The sequence below is a fragment of the Acinetobacter sp. 1125_18A genome, from assembly GCF_052824985.1.
In genome coordinates, this window is record NZ_VTDG01000020.1 from 15132 (window position 1) to 30968 (window position 15837).

The window sequence follows — 15837 nt, forward strand, 5'->3', positions numbered from 1 at the left end:
GCATAAAATCTAAAGGAAAAAAGCAAAATTCGATGCTAATTTTCAATCTTTTTAGCCAGCAATTGACGTGCTTTAAAATCTTTATAGAAGTATAAAATTAGTCCAAAGATCAAAACCGCCGCACCAATAAACACACTCATTGTTGGTTTTTCATTATTGAGCATCGCGCCTAAAAACATGGCAATCATCGGGGTCATCACAGTCGTCAATGACAAAGTCGTGGCTTTAATATTTTGCACCAATTTAAAATAACAAAACATCGCCAGTAATGAAGCCATCAATACGGTATAAATCAATGCTAATAATGATTTTGTTTCGGGAATATGCGTAGGTGCATACTGCCAAATAAAAGGAATAATACACATTGCAGCCAAGGTAGAAACCAAGATTGAACCTGTTGCTTGCGCCATTGGAACGACATCTGCATTTACTTTTTTTACCCAAAAGATGGAAAAAGCATAGGTAAATACACTCATCAACATCAACAAGATTCCAACAGGATGCACATGTTGACTTGCCCCGCTACTGGTACAAATAATGGCGAGGCCAACAACAGCAACTAGCATCCCAAGCCATTGAATCCCCAGTAATCTTTGACCAAAAACAAAACGACCAATAAGCCCTGCCATAATTGGAGCTAATCCAAACATCAAAGCAATAATACCTGAACTTAAATAACTGGTTGCAGCATAGGTAAAAATTTGCGAACCAATCAGACTAAATGAGCCTGCTAAATAACTATGTAAAGCAATTTTATTGCGCGGTAATTTAACCTTTAAAATCAGCAATAGAATTAAAGCAATCGGCAAAGCGATAAAAAACCGCAAAACCAAAGCCCACATCATATGTAAATCTGCCACACTCCATACAATTGCCAAAGGCGTACTTGCCCAAATGAAGACCAATAAAATATAGGTCGTCATCAGGTTGGATTTGGAGGGCATATAGATTCCTAAATGACTGCTGGATGTGAATTAAAATGTGCTGGGGTTAAAAAAGAATTTCTACATTAATCTTTGCAAATTCACTTAAATCTTAATCAAGCAATGTGAAGATCTATTGAAAAGCAAGGTCGAGTCATTCAAAAGGTCGAAAAAATCAGTCGCAGATGATTATTCAAAGCATGAGTTAAACTTATATCGAAGTCTTACGTTTCTGCTTGAGAATGGTTTGGTCTAAGCTACTCGAAAACTCACGTTTATCACGCTCAGAAATCGGTGGTGGTCCACCTGTTTGTACACCTGCACCGCGCAAAGTATCCATAAAATCACGTAAATGTAAGCGAGCTTTGACGTTGGCTGAAGTATACACTTCTCCACGTGGATGAATTGCCACACCACCCTTTTCAATAACCTGTGCCGCTAAAGGGATATCCTGAGTAATCACAATATCATGCTCCCCCATACGATCAACAATTTCTTGGTCAGCTTGATCTGCACCCGACATTGCTTGAATTGAGTTGATCCGTACAGATGGCGTAATACCTACAGGCTGGTTTGCAACAAAAGTAACTTCCAATTGATAACGGTCTGATGCACGTAAGATCACTTCACGAAGAATTTTAGGTAAAGCATCTGCATCGACCCAAAGTTTAAATGGCAGCACACAACATCTCTGATAAAGATTTGTCAACATTTTAACAAAATGCCGCTTCGCTGTCCTATGCATATTCTTTTATTTATCGCGAAAATCTTTAACGACTTTCAGATTCAATCAAACTTTGCATCTCGCTTTTGGTGATTAAAAGTACAATTTAGGGCGTGGTTTATGGCAATTGAGTTTAATATTCTGGTTTTTCTTATGATTTTACATTTCAGGACTTGAAATCTAGCAATCATCCTCGATTTAATAGCATAAGAGAGGCATTTAAAATCGTGAAAATGAACAATCAAAACAGACCTGAAACAATTATCATAGAAGATCAGAATTTTGGTAGCCATGTCGAACATTGGAGTCTATTGACTGAAAATCCAACGTCCGAAGTGCCCAAATGGTTAGGTTTGGCTTTGGATGCACCAGTGATGCCCATGGGGCTTTGTTCAAAAGAATGCGATATGGATGTATCAACTTGGTTAATCCAAGGTCCAAGCGGTTCTTCTGTACAGCTCTGTCAAGTGATTGATGTTGAGAATAACAAACCTAAAGCTGTAAAAACGGCTTTCCCAAGTTTTGAAAGTCCCTATCAATTAAATGCTTCTATTGACCGTATTATTACCTGTAAAACCAATACTCAAGCAGTACTTAGCTTAAAAGTAGGAACAAATAGTGTAGTTTATGCATTTGACAGTTTGTACAGTGTAAACGGCCATCAATATTTGCAAGATCAACAATATAAAGTTCAACTGAATGCATGGGCCTATGAACTTGAAAAAGTTTCTGACCATGAACAAATCATTGTTGATGATCCTGCTTCAATCAAACACCATCGTGCGTTAAACGATATTCTTTCACAAAATAATGGTATTGCACCTGAAAACCTTCAAGAGCAAATTGATGCATGGGAAGCGAAGTCAGAAGATGATAAAGCGCCTGTTACTGTTGATTTTTCTAAAATGGTGGCATACCTCTATGGAGAAACCCTAGGGCAAGAGGATGAGGCTTGGTTTCAAGGTAAAGTGGTCGGTAAAACTCTAATGCAGTTTATGCAACAAGACTACACGCTTTATGATGTGACTTTAATTCTTGAAGAGAACCAACCCGCAATCTTAGTCCGTATCGCAACCAAGGATCCTGCTTTCAAAAATTTTGAAATTGGACAATATATTCGCGGTAATATCTGGATTCAAGCAAACATTTATTCTGCTGCTTGATTCAAAAAACACATGATCAGCATGATGGAAAACCCATCATGCTTTTTTATTACATGTTTTGTAACATTTCTATTATATCTAAATAGAACCTCGCATTTTTTATCTTTTTGAATTCAAATTTACCAGTTATCCACAATTTAAATTCAAAATTAAATAATCAGGCCTTTTTAAAACTATTTAAGTTGAAGAATATCGCCTGTTTATTTAAATAATAAATACATTCCCCTATTTGAAAAATTCCAAGAAAATGAATTCAAAAATAAATTTAAAAACAGCAGCTTAAGTATAAAAATTAAACCAATAAATATCATGATCTTGTTAAAAAATAGACTTCATTTTTATACTTAAATCATATTATTTTCCATATAAAGACTAAAAAATAGTCAAGTTATCCACAATGTATCCACAAAATCATGATTATAAATTCATAATATTTTTATTGATCGGGAGATAATAAAAGCCACAACATATTAATAATGTAATTTAGCACTTTATTTAACCAGTCAATTATGTTAAAAATACGACGAACCAATAGGATTTAAACAATAATTTAAAAATCTAGGCTCAGTAATGAAAATTATACCTGAACAATCGACTAGTCTAATCAATCAAGTTAGTGGTTTTCACTTACGCTTGGATAAAGGAGCCTGCTGCTTTTTTGTTCTGGGTATGTTTTTAGCTGCAATGATGATCCATATATTAGGCATATTCCCAACGACTTAATGTTTTACGACATTTATCTCACATAAAAAAATCCCTCACTCTGGAGGGATTTTTTTATGTCTAGGACTTTACCTGTTTATTCAATCAAAGGAGAAAATTAGGTCCTGATCGACCACAACAAATCATTTAAATGTTTTGAAGTGAGATTAGCCGTTACGTTGAGCAAAGTCATCCATAAAGTTGACAAGTGCTTGTACGCCTTCCAAAGGTACAGCGTTATAAATACTTGCTCGCATACCACCCACTGAACGATGACCCGCAAGATTGAGCAAATGATTTTCTTCAGCTTCTTTCAAGAATAATTTATCCAATGCTTCATCTGCCAAAGTAAACGGTACATTCATGATTGAACGGTTTGGAAGTGCGATCGGGTTATTATAAAAATCACTAGAATCAATATAACCATATAGCAATTTAGATTTTTCAAGGTTGGTTTTATACATTGCGTCTACACCACCCTGCTCAAGTAACCATTCAAAAACCAAACCAGACAAATACCAAGCATAAGTTGCTGGCGTATTCACCATAGAGTCATTCTTCGCTTGTGAACCATATTTTAACAAGCTTGGAATTTCAGGTTTTGCTTGATCCAATAAATCATCACGCACGATTACAAGGGTTAAACCTGCTGGGCCAATATTCTTTTGTGCTCCAGCATAGATCAAACCAAACTTAGATACGTCCAATGGTGCAGATAAAATACTTGATGAAAAATCAGAAACTAATGGTTTATCTGTTTCTGGAATATTGGCAAATTGAATACCGCCAATTGTTTCATTTTCAGCATAATGGACATAAGCCGCATCGTCAGACAAGTTCCATGTACTTTGCTCAGAAATTGCAAGCTTTCCATTTATGCTTGTTGCCGCTTCAACGATATTGATATCGCCATAACGTTGCGCTTCTTTAGTGGCTTTTTCTGACCAAATCCCAGTATGGATATAATCAGCTTTAGAATTTTTACCCAATAAATTGAGTGGAATTGCAGAAAACTGAAGTGATGCACCACCTTGTAAGAACAATACTTTATAGTTCTCTGGAATGTTCATCAATTTACGTAAATCTGCTTCTGCTTTTTCAGCGACAGCCACATAGTCTTTGCTACGATGGCTCATTTCCATGATGGATAAGCCTTTACCATGCCAATCCAATAACTCAGCCTGAGCTTTTTCTAAAACGGCAGTAGGTAATGCAGCAGGACCAGCACAGAAATTGTACGCGCGCATGATTTTTCCCTTTTTAAAAGTGAAACGAATGAAATAGGCGCATTTAACCACAAATCGACCTTTCATGCAGTAGCTTTGTCAGTCAATATTTCAATATGTTTAGAGATTTAGAGTTGATAATTCAATTAACTATCGATATTGAGAGAAGCAAAATATTATAGCTAGACTGCTCACGGATATTTTAATCATCAGCCTGAAACAATGACTTATTGCGAACATGCTTTTCTAGCTGACTGCACAAGGCTAGAGCATCCGTTGCTCATATTCATATACGGATAAAACTCAATTTATCAGCTGAACTCAGTTATAATTTATCCAGCTTAAACTTTATTCATTGGTAGATGGTTAAATGCCAGCATCAAATCATCAGGATTGGATTCGCACAGCATCGGAAACAGATCGATTTGAACGTATCGAAGCATTTTTTAATGATCATGCCTATGAACCACATCGGCATGATACCTATGCCATTGGTCGCACATTTTCAGGCGTTCAAAGTTTTCATTATCAAGGTGTCATGCAACATAGCCAGCAAGGTATGACCATGGTGCTGCATCCTGATGAAAAACATGATGGTGAATCAGGTACTCAAGATGGTTTCCGCTATCGTATGGTGTATATAGAACCTGCAAAAATTCAATCTATTTTAAAGGGTAAACCTCTCCCCTTTATCGAACACGGGATCAGCACAGATCCTCGATTATTTAAAGCCACCAATACTTTTCTACAAAGCATTGAAAATCATATGGAAGTCTTGGAAGAAGAAGATGCGCTGTATGATCTGGCCATGGCTTTAAATGAAATTTCTGTTCAACCATTATCACAACGACTGAGTTTTGATTATCGTGCAGCAGAACAAGCTCGAGAATTTATTCATGCTGTATCTGAACGAAATATCAGCTTAGATGATTTAGAAAAAAATATTGGACGCGACCGTTGGAGTTTATCGCGCGACTTCCGCTTATTGTTTGGAACCAGCCCACATCGTTATTTAACCATGCGTAGGCTGGAAAAAGTTAAAATCAATTTAATCAAAGGGGCTTCTTTGGTTGCGGCTGCAACAGATGCAGGGTTTTATGATCAAAGCCATATGACCCGACATTTTAAACAAGCGTTTGGGCTCAGCCCTGCGCATTGGAAAAAGATTAATCATTTGCCTTAGGCGTAAATACACACAGATTCAGTTCAAGCTAGTGATTAATCACAGCAAATGCATTCCTACAATAAAATCGCGTAGCATTCCAAGTCCTGTAACAATCAGCATGATTGCCATAATTTTATTTAAATAATTAAACCATTTAGGATCAGAAATTTTATCTCCTAAAAACTTGCCCGCCAAAGCATATACAAATGGCGCTCCAGCAGCACCCATTGAAATAATCAAAGATATAATAAAAATCATTACGCCTGTAATTTTAGCCGCAGGATACATAATTGTCGTGACGGGTAAAATCACCAGAATCCCTTTAGGATTAAACAATTGAATTAAGAAACCATTTAAGAAGGTCAGTTGATGTTCGGCTTTTTCAGTACTTTCTAAATAGGCTGTCAACATTTTAACAGCCATATAAAAGGTATACACCGCCCCGACCAAAGAAATATAGTGTAGCCAGTGGTGAGGAATAACAGCCTCACCAACATAGCCCAAAGTCAGAAATAGAAATAACATTGCACAACCCACCCCAATGAAAAAACCGATGGATTGTTTAAGCTGCCCAAGCAGTCCTGAATTCAATCCAATGAAATTTACAGGACCGGGGCTATACATCACACTCAAGGTATAAAGAAAGATTTCCACAACAACACTCAACTTTGATCTAAACGAATTTCAGAAGATCAAAGTAAGTCTGTGGAAATGTTTTGTATTGTACGTTTGTGCAGAACTAAACTTTATTTTCTACATAGCGTGCAAAATTATCTAAAATTGCTTGCCAACCTGCTTGCTGTTGCTCAATCGGATATATCGTTTCAGGATCAAAACTAATCCTCACCACAACAGCATCATTTTTTTGTTCAAAGTGAACTTCAGCATTTCGCTCGCCAAAAGAATAGGCAATTTTTTTATGGGGAATAATTTCAGTATATGTACCCGAAAAATCAAAGCCCATACTGCCATCTTTGGCTTCCATACGATTTGAGAATTGTCCACCTACACGTAAATCATTTTTAGAATTGACCGTGTGCCAATCCGCTGAAGCGGTATTCCATTGCTGTATATCCTCTGGATTATTATAAATGTCCCAAACCAATTCGATTGGTGCTGTGACCACGGACTCAACGGTAATTCTTGCCATTTTTATTCTCCATAGATCTATTTTGAGATTCAATTTATTGATTGAATTATCATGATTTTGATTATAATTTAATCGGATTTATACTGATTATCGAAACTACAAAAACCACACATATTAAAGTATACATTTAGATTATTTATTCTAGTCATTCAAGGTTAGAATAGTCTCAAATTTAAACAAATGCTGATGATTTTTCAGATGAAATTTAAAACTTGCTATTCACTTAAAGCATTATCAAAATTGATACAAGTAAGCAGTTTTGCAGCCTTCAATACGGCCTTTGTATCTGTCACCTTTGCTGAAAATCTAAGCTATGTGCAAGCAGAACAATATTTACTTGAAAATTCTTATACCACCCAAGCCAATCAAGCACTCAATCAAGCATCTAAACTTCAAGCAGAGGCTGTCAAAAATATTGGTCTACCTCGCATCGATTTAAATGTACGTGCCTATAAGTTTCATACTGAAACAGATATTCCGCTAAATGGGGTCAAAAATAATCTGGAACAGACGCTTTCACAAGGGGTGAATGATCGGGTTGATCAATGGCAATCTGAACAGAACATTCCATCAAATATCACAGATCCTTTAAAACAAGGACTAAACCAAGGAATTCATAGTGGTATTGGCTTAATTCCAGATACAGCCAATGTTGTCCTTGAAGATGAAGTAGTTCGCCCTACAGTTTCTGTGATGATGCCAATTTATACTGGCGGGATTACCTCGACAACAAAACAAATTGCCAATTTAAAAGTTGAACGTAGTCAACTCGATACTAAACAACAGCAAGATACACAACGTTTTGAAGTGATTCAGGCGTATTTTAATGTGCAATTACAACAACAGCTGTTCAATGCCAATCAATTCAATCTAAGTGCAATGCAACAACACTATGACAATTCACTAAAACTTGAAAAACAGGGATTTATTAGCAAAGGACAGCGCATGCAATTTGAAGTTGCGCGCAATAATGCCCAGCGTTCAGAACAAAATGCTTCAGCAAATTTACAAGCCAGTCAGTTCCAACTTCAAAATTTATTGCATAAATCCAAAATTGATCAACTGACGACACCCTTATTTGTCAATCGTCAGCAAAGCCAATCACTCAACCAACTCCTTACTTCTTATCCTGAAACTTCAAGCCTAGTTCGAAAAATGCAAATGGATACGCAGCTTGCCAATCAGAATGTCAAAATACAGAGCGCCGCAAAAAAACCAACCCTTTTTGCGTTTGGGGAATATAGTTTAGATCAAAACCAAAACTGGATTGTGGGTGTTGCTGCTCGCTACAACCTATTTTCAGGGATTGATAAAAACAAAAATGTCCAAGCCGCTGAATTACAAAGATATGCAACAGAGCTTATGACAGCGCGCACCCAACAAGAGATTGAGAATATTATCTACAAATCCTATAGTGAACTCGCCACAGCACAGCAGTCCAATCAATTACTGCAACAAAATGAACAAGCAGTGTTAGAGAATTTAAGAATCCAACAATTATCATTTAAAGAAGATATGGGCACCGCCACCCAAGTCATCGATGCACAGAATCAACTCAGCCTACTCAAAACAGAAAAAGCACTCAATGCCTATAAATACGTACTCTCTCTAGCAACTTTGCTACAAAGCCATGGTTCTATTGAACAATTTAAAGACTACGTCAATCAAACTAATACAGATTATATTCGTTAAGATGGAGCATAAAATGACAAAACAACATGACCATCACAATGGACAAAATGATTCATCTTCAACTTCGCAAGCTGATGCAAACTCAGATATTTCATCAAATGAAAATTTAGTTCATCCAGAAATGAATACACACAATAATACAGATCCGACTGCTTTATCTGATGCAGCTGTAGCGCAACAACCTACAGCCAATCAAATTGAATCTGAAAAAGAGACACCAATCAGAGATTCAGCACAGGAACAAAGAGCAGCGACAAACATCAACGCTGATCAAAAACCTTCTAAAAAGAAAACAATTTTGGTCATTGGCGCAATAATTTTAATTCTATTATTGGGATTGATTGCGTTTGGTCTATGGAAAAGTTATCAACCTAAAACAGTAGATGTTCAAGGACGTGTTGAGGCTGAAACATTACATGTCAGCACTAAAGTTCCAAGTCGAATAGAAGGCATTTTTGTCAGCGATGGTCAAAAAATTGAAAAAGGACAACTGTTAGTTACTCTAAGCAGCCCAGAAATTGCTGCCAAAAAACAACAAGCGCTGGCAAGTTTACAATCCGCCTTAGCCTTACAATCGACGGCAGACAGAGGTTCTCAACAAGAAAACATTGATACCTTATATGCCAATTGGCAAAGTGTAAAAGCGCAAGAAAATCTTGCAAAAATGACCTATCAACGCGGTGCTAACCTCTTTGCACAAGGGGTAATTTCACGTCAACGCCGTGATGAAATGCATGCCGCTGCACAATCAGCCACTCAAATGAGTGAAGCCGCATATCAGCAATATGCACGTGCAAAGCGTGGCAGTACCGCTGAACAAAAATCTGGGGCTGATGCACAAGTCGAGATTGCAAAAGCCGCTGTTTCGGAAGCCAATGCTTTAGAGGCAGAAACCAAACTATATTCTCCTGTAAACGGCACAGTATCTAAAACTTATGGTAAACCCTCAGAACTGGTGGCTATTGGTGTCCCTGTTGTGAGTATTATTCAAGATGAAGAAAATTGGGTCAGTTTAAATGTCCGTGAAGATCAATACACCCAAGTTTATCAAGCAAAAAGTTTAGATGGTTTTATACCCGCACTCAATAAAACAGTGTCATTTAACATCAAAAATATAGATGCTGAAGGTGAGTTTGCAACTATTAAAACCACACGTCAGACAGGTGGATATGATATTCGTAGTTTTAAAGTCAAGCTTACTCCCACTGAAGCCGTGCCTGAATTAAAAGTAGGCATGAGCGTGATCTTTAAATTAAAAGAGAGCCAATAAACATGTGGGCAGGCATGTTAAGAGAGCTTCAATATTTGCTCAAGCATAAATGGGATTTATGCTTAGTCACACTTGCCCCGCTCTTTGTGATTATTTTATTCAGTAGTATGTTTTATGCAGGAAAAGCTGAACATTTACCGATTGCAATTATTGATCAAGATCAGAGTGAACTCAGTCGCAATATAGAAAAGTATCTCAGTCATAATCACACGCTTTCAATCTACACTGTATCAGACAATCCCAATGAAGTTGAACATCTGCTCAATCAGACCAAGATTTGGGGATATGTGCATATTCCAGCAGGTGCTGAACAACGTATGGTTCAAGCACAAGATGCACAGATCAGTATTGCTTTTAATCAGTCCTATTTTAGTATTGGCAATGGGATCTCTTCAGCGATGCTTCTCTCTACGGTTGAAGCGATTGCTGATTTTGCAAAGAATTCATATTTTGAAAATAAAATTCCTTATGCTGAACTTTCCACAGCAAATATAAAAATTTCCCCCCTATTCAATCCGAATCTCAGTTATGAGTTCTATTTAGAACCCTTTATGATTCCAGCAATTTTGCACTTATTGCTGTGTTGTTGTGTAGCCTTTGCTGTGGGTCAAGAATTGAAATACGGCACTTTAAATCAATGGATCCAAGACAAATCTGTATTGAATGCACTTTTAGCAAAAAATATGGTCTATGTGTTAATTTTCTGTTTTTGGACTTGGGTATGGTTGTTTTGGCTAGTGGTGATCCGAGGTTGGTTCATTGCTGGCAGTCTATGGATAATTTTACTTGGACAATTCTTACTTTATTCAGCCTATGCACTGATCAGTAGTACAGTCGTTCTCGCAACTAGAAATTTATCTAAAACTTTTGGATTTATTGCAGTTTATGGTGGCTCCTCGCTGAGTTTTGCAGGCGTAACGCTTCCCTTAAATAATGCACCAATTTTTACCAAATTTTGGGCCAACATTATTCCTTATACACCTTATGCGAAATTACAAACTGAACAATGGGTTGTTGGCAGTCCTAGTTTTATTTCGATGGTTCCTTTAGCTATCCTTGCCGCATATTGTATTTTCTATTTTGCATTATCAAGTTTACTCCTCAATAAAAATTTAAAGGGAGCAAAACATGATTAAATTCTTTAAAGAACTCGCTCGATACTATGTAGACACTTTTAAAAATATTGGGAAAAACTCGTCTATTTTGACCACCATGGTGCTTTCAGTATTTTTTTATAGCATTTTTTATCCCACAGCCTATAAAGCGCAAACGGCTGAAAGCTTACCGATTATTATTGTAGATGAAGAACAAAGCTATCTGAGCAATACCATCATTACTGAAGTTGCCAAAAGTCCCAATGTAAAAATTACTGAAATTACTGGAAATTTTGAACAAGCAAAACGTATGGTTCAAGAGCAAAAAGCCGATGGTATTTTATTATTACCTGAGAACCTATCCAATAGTGTGGTTCGAGGTGAAGCTGGTGGTATTGGTTTATATTTAAGCAGTGCTTATTTTCTTAAAACCAAACAGATTGGTTTAGGCTTAGCCACGGCAATTGAAAATGCAGTGGCAGAACAAGCCGAAAGGTTTGGCAAAATTTCACATTTCCAAGTCGCCCTTCCAATCCATCAAATTCCGTTGTTTAACACGCTTTCAGGATATGGCAGTTATATCTTTCCTGCAATTGCACCGCTGATTATCCATCAGACTATTGTTCTGGGCTTGTGCATGTTGATTGCTGGGTATCGTGAGCAACGATGGCGAGCCACAACCGCTGAATTTCTTGGAATCTATCTAGCAGCACTCACGATTGGCTGCCTCGGCTGCTATTATCTATTTGGTTTCACTTACTGGATCAATGACTACCCAAGAGGTGGCAATTTCTGGGGCATGCTGTTTTCTGTTCCGATTTTTATTAGTTGCGTGATTACAATGGCAATGCTTTTAGCCAGCTATCTAGATATTTCAGAACGTTCTGGACATCTGATCGTTTTCACCTCAATTCCATTATTTTTACTCTCAGGTGCAGCTTGGCCCCTGCAAGCAATGCCGACTTGGATGCAGTATTTTGCTCACCTCTTCCCGTCTACTCAAGGAATTAACTTATTTATTCAGTTAAATCAAATGGGTGTACCGATTCAGGTGGTTATTCCTAAGTTAATTTATCTCGTGTGCTTAACAGGAATTTTGATGATATGGGCATATATACGCCTGACCAAAACACATAAAAAATAAGAATAATTGTGTGAAATTTAATTTATATAATGAATTAAAATTAACAATAAAATCGAATATTTTAATCAAACTGAACTATTTTTAATCATTTGAACGCATTTTTGATAAAAAAGTTAGTACTGCTGACGCAAATAGCGTCAGAATAGGCCATTTTCGAAATACTCTGAATACTCAGAATCTCCCACCCTAAGGCACCCACATGCTTTAGCGGGATTTCTTTTGTGTTTTTTTGATAGAGTTTTCCTTTTCGCCAAAATCTGAATTTTAAGGGCTCAGTATGAAGAAAATGAAAATTAGCCTCGCTTGGCAAATTGTTATTGCGCTCTTCTTAGGTATTCTTGTTGGTGCTTTTTTGCACAACGCACCTGAAATTCGCGGTGACATCATTGCAAACTTTTTACAACCATTGGGTAAGATTTTCATCAATCTGATCAAAATGATTGTAATTCCACTTGTGCTTTCCATGCTGATTTTAGGAATTGCCAATGCGGGTGACAGTAAAAGTGTCGGTAAACTTGGTTTTAAAACCATTGTTTATTTTGAGATTATTACGACAGTTGCAATTATTGTAGGCTTAGTTGCTGCCAATGTATTCCAACCTGGTGCAGGCATTGATATGTCTACACTGACAACCTCTGATATTTCGCAATATAAAGAAACGACACAGGAAGTCAGCCATGAAGCTCATGGCTTAGTGAATACAGTTCTTTCACTTATCCCACCGAATATTTTTGCTGCAATGGGTGATGGGCACATGTTGCCGATTATTTTCTTTGCAGTCATTTTCGGTATTGGTCTAGGTTCATTGTCTAAAGAAACCAAGCAACCGTTAATTGACGTGTTAAAAGCTGTTTCTGAAACAATGTTCAAAGTAACGCACATGATCATGATGTTTGCACCGTTTGGTGTATTCGGCTTGATTGCAGCGACTGTTGCAAACTTTGGTTTTAGTTCATTATTACCGTTAATTAAACTAGCAGTTTTAGTTTATGGGGCAATTTTGTTCTTTATCTTTATTGTGCTTGGTTTTGTGGCTAGATTCTGTGGTTTCAGTATCTGGACAATTATCAAAATCTTAAAAGATGAACTTATTCTGGCCTACTCCACTGCAAGCTCTGAAACCGTTTTACCACGTATGATGGAAAAAATGGAAGCTTATGGTGCACCTAAATCAATTACCAGTTTTGTTGTTCCTATCGGTTATTCATTTAACTTAGATGGTTCAACACTCTATCAAAGTATTGCTGCCATCTTTATTGCGCAACTTTACGGTATTGATTTAACCATCACTCAACAGCTTGTTTTGGTCTTGACCCTGATGATTACCTCTAAGGGTATCGCAGGCGTTCCTGGCGTGTCTTTCGTGGTTCTATTGGCAACTTTAGGCAGCGTGGGTATCCCACTAGAAGGCTTAGCATTTATTGCGGGTATTGACCGTATTTTAGATATGGCTCGTACTGTATTGAATGTGATTGGTAATGCACTTGCTGTTCTCGTGATTAGTAAATGGGAAGGTAAGTTCGATACTGAAAAACAAAAATCTTATAATTTTGATGCCACACATTAATTTTTAAGATCAGAAAAACCACCTTCGGGTGGTTTTTTTGTACATGCTTGACTGAGATCACCTCCCTTTTAGACTGCATTCAATTCCACCAATCGCTCAAAAGATTGAATATATGATATGCAGAATAATTAACCTTCTAGCATTGATAAGGGTACTGTTTTAATGGCGTTTTACCTTTCTTTAAAATGATTTTAATCTGCGCTTTTTTACCGACATCGACAAATTCTTGTGTGATATAGCCATCTTTTGCAAGGCATAAATTCCAATCGTACACTTGCACCCCATGAATCATTAAGCTCTCAACTTTCCATTGGGCCTGTTTTTCAAAATTCACTATCCCCAATTTGTTTGTGAACTTTTCATCAGACTGGTCATCTATTTTTGCAGGATGTACTGCCGTTACTAACACGACTTTTACATCAGAAATTGCTACTCCCTGCTCATTTACAACAGTCACAGTCACTTGAGGCTTCTGTGTTTTATATATCGGATAACAACTACTTAAAGAAATCAGGATTGGTACTAGAAATATGCTTCTTTTCATAAACTCATCTATTTAAAAATTTTTTGATTTTTCTAAATTAATTTTGACATGTGGGAAATTATAGTCACCTTATTCTAAGTGTATTTTTCTGGCATTTTTGATTCACTTTTGGATCTTCCAATCTTTCTAAATGTATATCAAAAATACTTTTATCTGAAATACTGTAATATTGCTTTTTATAGCCTTGTTTAGATACACAGAGCGACCATGTATACTTTCTATCCAACCCCATATTCAGTGCAAAAGATCTATTGATATCAAAATACGCTTTGCCATTTTTAGTATATTGAGTCTTGTAGTTTTTGATCGTTTTACCCTCTTTAACTGTCGTCGTTAAAACGACATAAGCAAGATCCACCATTTTCCCTTCAGAATCTTTTACAGTTACTTCAATTTCAGGTATGGTTTTTTCTATATATGGATAACATGCGCTAAGTGAAAACAGTATTGGTATTAGAAATATAAATCTATTCATTCATTTACCTTGTATAGCCACAGCTCAATTTTGAGTTTCCTTGTGGTGTTTCATCTAAAGCGTTCTCAATATTCCAATCATCACCCACAACCTTACGTAAATGATAGAGCACCGTTGTCGGTGTACCCTTAAATACAAAATAGTAACCATTGGATTGAGTTTTACCCGATTTATATTTTTGTAATGCAATTTTGATCAGTTGTGATCCAAAAACATTACTATCTACTGCTAAGTCATCCTGTTCAGTATGTGCAGTTTTATAATAGCGATAACCTTGCACACCATAATATGTATTATTACCAACAATCATCGTCTGTTTAGATTTATTCAGCTTTACATTTTTCTGCCCATCACGGCTAAAATCTTGTAAAAGTACAGCTATTTTACTTTCAGGATGTTGAAAAAGTGCATAACAATTGATCGCTTTAGTATCGATAAGCGTGTCTATCTGAATATTCTGAGCATTTACCAATTGTGTAAAAATCAAACCGACTATTAGTAAACTTATTTTATTTATATTTTGAAACTGTTTCATAGGTTATTTTCCATCAGTCGTTTGCGAAAGCAATAAGTTTTGTAAACACTCTAAAATTACGATTAAATTATTCATTTTTATGAGCAAAAAATTGGACAAATTCATGATACACAAAAACCACAATAAAGTGGCTTTTGTTATTAGCATCTAAAATTATCAATCAGGGAATGTACTCGCTTCTTTAGCTATGCAATTAAATATGCACTGAGAATAATCAGCATTTGTACAACTAAAATAACACTAAACCATTTCCAGCCTTTTTGGCGAAGGATGACCTTATCTGCTGTTGAATAATTGACTGTTCTTATCATTTTATCACCTCATTCTTGCTACATCATGGAACATTTTTGGGGCAAAACATCAGTCTTTTAATAGACAATGTATAACATGCAAGAAATAAACCAAAGTTAAAACTGTAACTAAAATTATCTTATACTCATCAATATAATTAACTTGATATAAA

General features: G+C 36.5%; 16 protein-coding genes. 7 read left to right on the forward strand and 9 right to left on the reverse strand.

The window, feature by feature from the left end:
• Positions 1–35 precede the first annotated feature (35 nt).
• Positions 36–944, reverse strand: a complete 909-nt coding sequence (locus FY049_RS20530) for a DMT family transporter (RefSeq protein WP_166782239.1) — start codon at positions 942–944, stop codon at positions 36–38.
• 190 nt (positions 945–1134) lie between these two features.
• Positions 1135–1635, reverse strand: a complete 501-nt coding sequence (locus tag FY049_RS20535) for a YaiI/YqxD family protein (protein WP_446084243.1) — start codon at positions 1633–1635, stop codon at positions 1135–1137.
• 245 nt (positions 1636–1880) lie between these two features.
• Here FY049_RS20535 and FY049_RS20540 point away from each other — a divergent pair, with 245 nt between their 5' ends.
• Positions 1881–2810, forward strand: a complete 930-nt coding sequence (locus FY049_RS20540; RefSeq protein WP_446084270.1) for a hypothetical protein — start codon at positions 1881–1883, stop codon at positions 2808–2810.
• A gap of 869 nt (positions 2811–3679) precedes the next feature.
• Here the strand turns inward: FY049_RS20540 and serC are convergent.
• On the reverse strand, positions 3680–4759 hold the full coding sequence (gene serC, locus FY049_RS20545; protein ID WP_105714140.1) for a 3-phosphoserine/phosphohydroxythreonine transaminase: 1080 nt from the start codon (positions 4757–4759) through the stop codon (positions 3680–3682).
• A 349-nt stretch (positions 4760–5108) separates the two neighbouring features.
• Here serC and FY049_RS20550 point away from each other — a divergent pair, with 349 nt between their 5' ends.
• Positions 5109–5921, forward strand: coding sequence for an AraC family transcriptional regulator (locus tag FY049_RS20550; RefSeq protein WP_446084244.1), 813 nt, complete (start codon positions 5109–5111; stop codon positions 5919–5921).
• A 39-nt stretch (positions 5922–5960) separates the two neighbouring features.
• On the opposite strand, the gene FY049_RS20555 is transcribed toward FY049_RS20550, so the two are convergent.
• On the reverse strand, positions 5961–6557 hold the full coding sequence (locus tag FY049_RS20555) for a LysE family translocator (protein WP_446084245.1): 597 nt from the start codon (positions 6555–6557) through the stop codon (positions 5961–5963).
• 85 nt (positions 6558–6642) lie between these two features.
• Complete coding sequence (locus tag FY049_RS20560) at positions 6643–7053, reverse strand: SRPBCC domain-containing protein (RefSeq protein WP_105714137.1); 411 nt, start codon at positions 7051–7053, stop codon at positions 6643–6645.
• Between the two features lie 198 nt (positions 7054–7251).
• On the opposite strand from FY049_RS20560, the gene FY049_RS20565 reads away from it, so the two are divergent.
• The 5 genes from FY049_RS20565 (at position 7252) to gltP (ending at position 13820) form a co-directional block, all read left to right on the forward strand.
• Positions 7252–8745, forward strand: coding sequence for a TolC family protein (locus tag FY049_RS20565; protein WP_446084246.1), 1494 nt, complete (start codon positions 7252–7254; stop codon positions 8743–8745).
• Positions 8746–8758: 13 nt separating this feature from the next.
• Positions 8759–10015: an HlyD family secretion protein gene (locus FY049_RS20570; protein WP_446084247.1), complete on the forward strand. Its 1257-nt coding sequence runs from the start codon at positions 8759–8761 to the stop codon at positions 10013–10015.
• A gap of 2 nt (positions 10016–10017) precedes the next feature.
• The gene (locus FY049_RS20575) at positions 10018–11151 is read left to right on the forward strand and encodes an ABC transporter permease (RefSeq protein WP_335955005.1); all 1134 of its coding nucleotides are present in this window, start codon (positions 10018–10020) and stop codon (positions 11149–11151) included.
• Positions 11144–12253, forward strand: a complete 1110-nt coding sequence (locus FY049_RS20580; RefSeq protein WP_446084248.1) for an ABC transporter permease — start codon at positions 11144–11146, stop codon at positions 12251–12253. Before FY049_RS20575 ends, FY049_RS20580 begins: the two co-directional genes overlap by 8 nt.
• Positions 12254–12530: 277 nt before the next feature.
• Positions 12531–13820: a glutamate/aspartate:proton symporter GltP gene (gene gltP / locus FY049_RS20585; protein ID WP_004724381.1), complete on the forward strand. Its 1290-nt coding sequence runs from the start codon at positions 12531–12533 to the stop codon at positions 13818–13820.
• A gap of 136 nt (positions 13821–13956) precedes the next feature.
• Here gltP and FY049_RS20590 read toward each other — a convergent pair whose 3' ends face one another.
• The 4 genes from FY049_RS20590 to FY049_RS20605 form a co-directional block, all read right to left on the reverse strand.
• Positions 13957–14364, reverse strand: coding sequence for a hypothetical protein (locus FY049_RS20590; protein ID WP_335955006.1), 408 nt, complete (start codon positions 14362–14364; stop codon positions 13957–13959).
• 64 nt (positions 14365–14428) lie between these two features.
• Positions 14429–14839 (reverse strand): hypothetical protein, encoded by a 411-nt coding sequence (locus FY049_RS20595; protein WP_446084249.1) that lies wholly within the window; start codon positions 14837–14839, stop codon positions 14429–14431.
• A 4-nt stretch (positions 14840–14843) separates the two neighbouring features.
• A complete protein-coding gene (locus FY049_RS20600) occupies positions 14844–15374 on the reverse strand; it encodes a hypothetical protein (RefSeq protein WP_056512091.1) in 531 nt (176 codons plus the stop codon).
• A gap of 185 nt (positions 15375–15559) precedes the next feature.
• Positions 15560–15685: a KGW motif small protein gene (locus tag FY049_RS20605; protein ID WP_004724391.1), complete on the reverse strand. Its 126-nt coding sequence runs from the start codon at positions 15683–15685 to the stop codon at positions 15560–15562.
• Positions 15686–15837 lie beyond the last annotated feature (152 nt).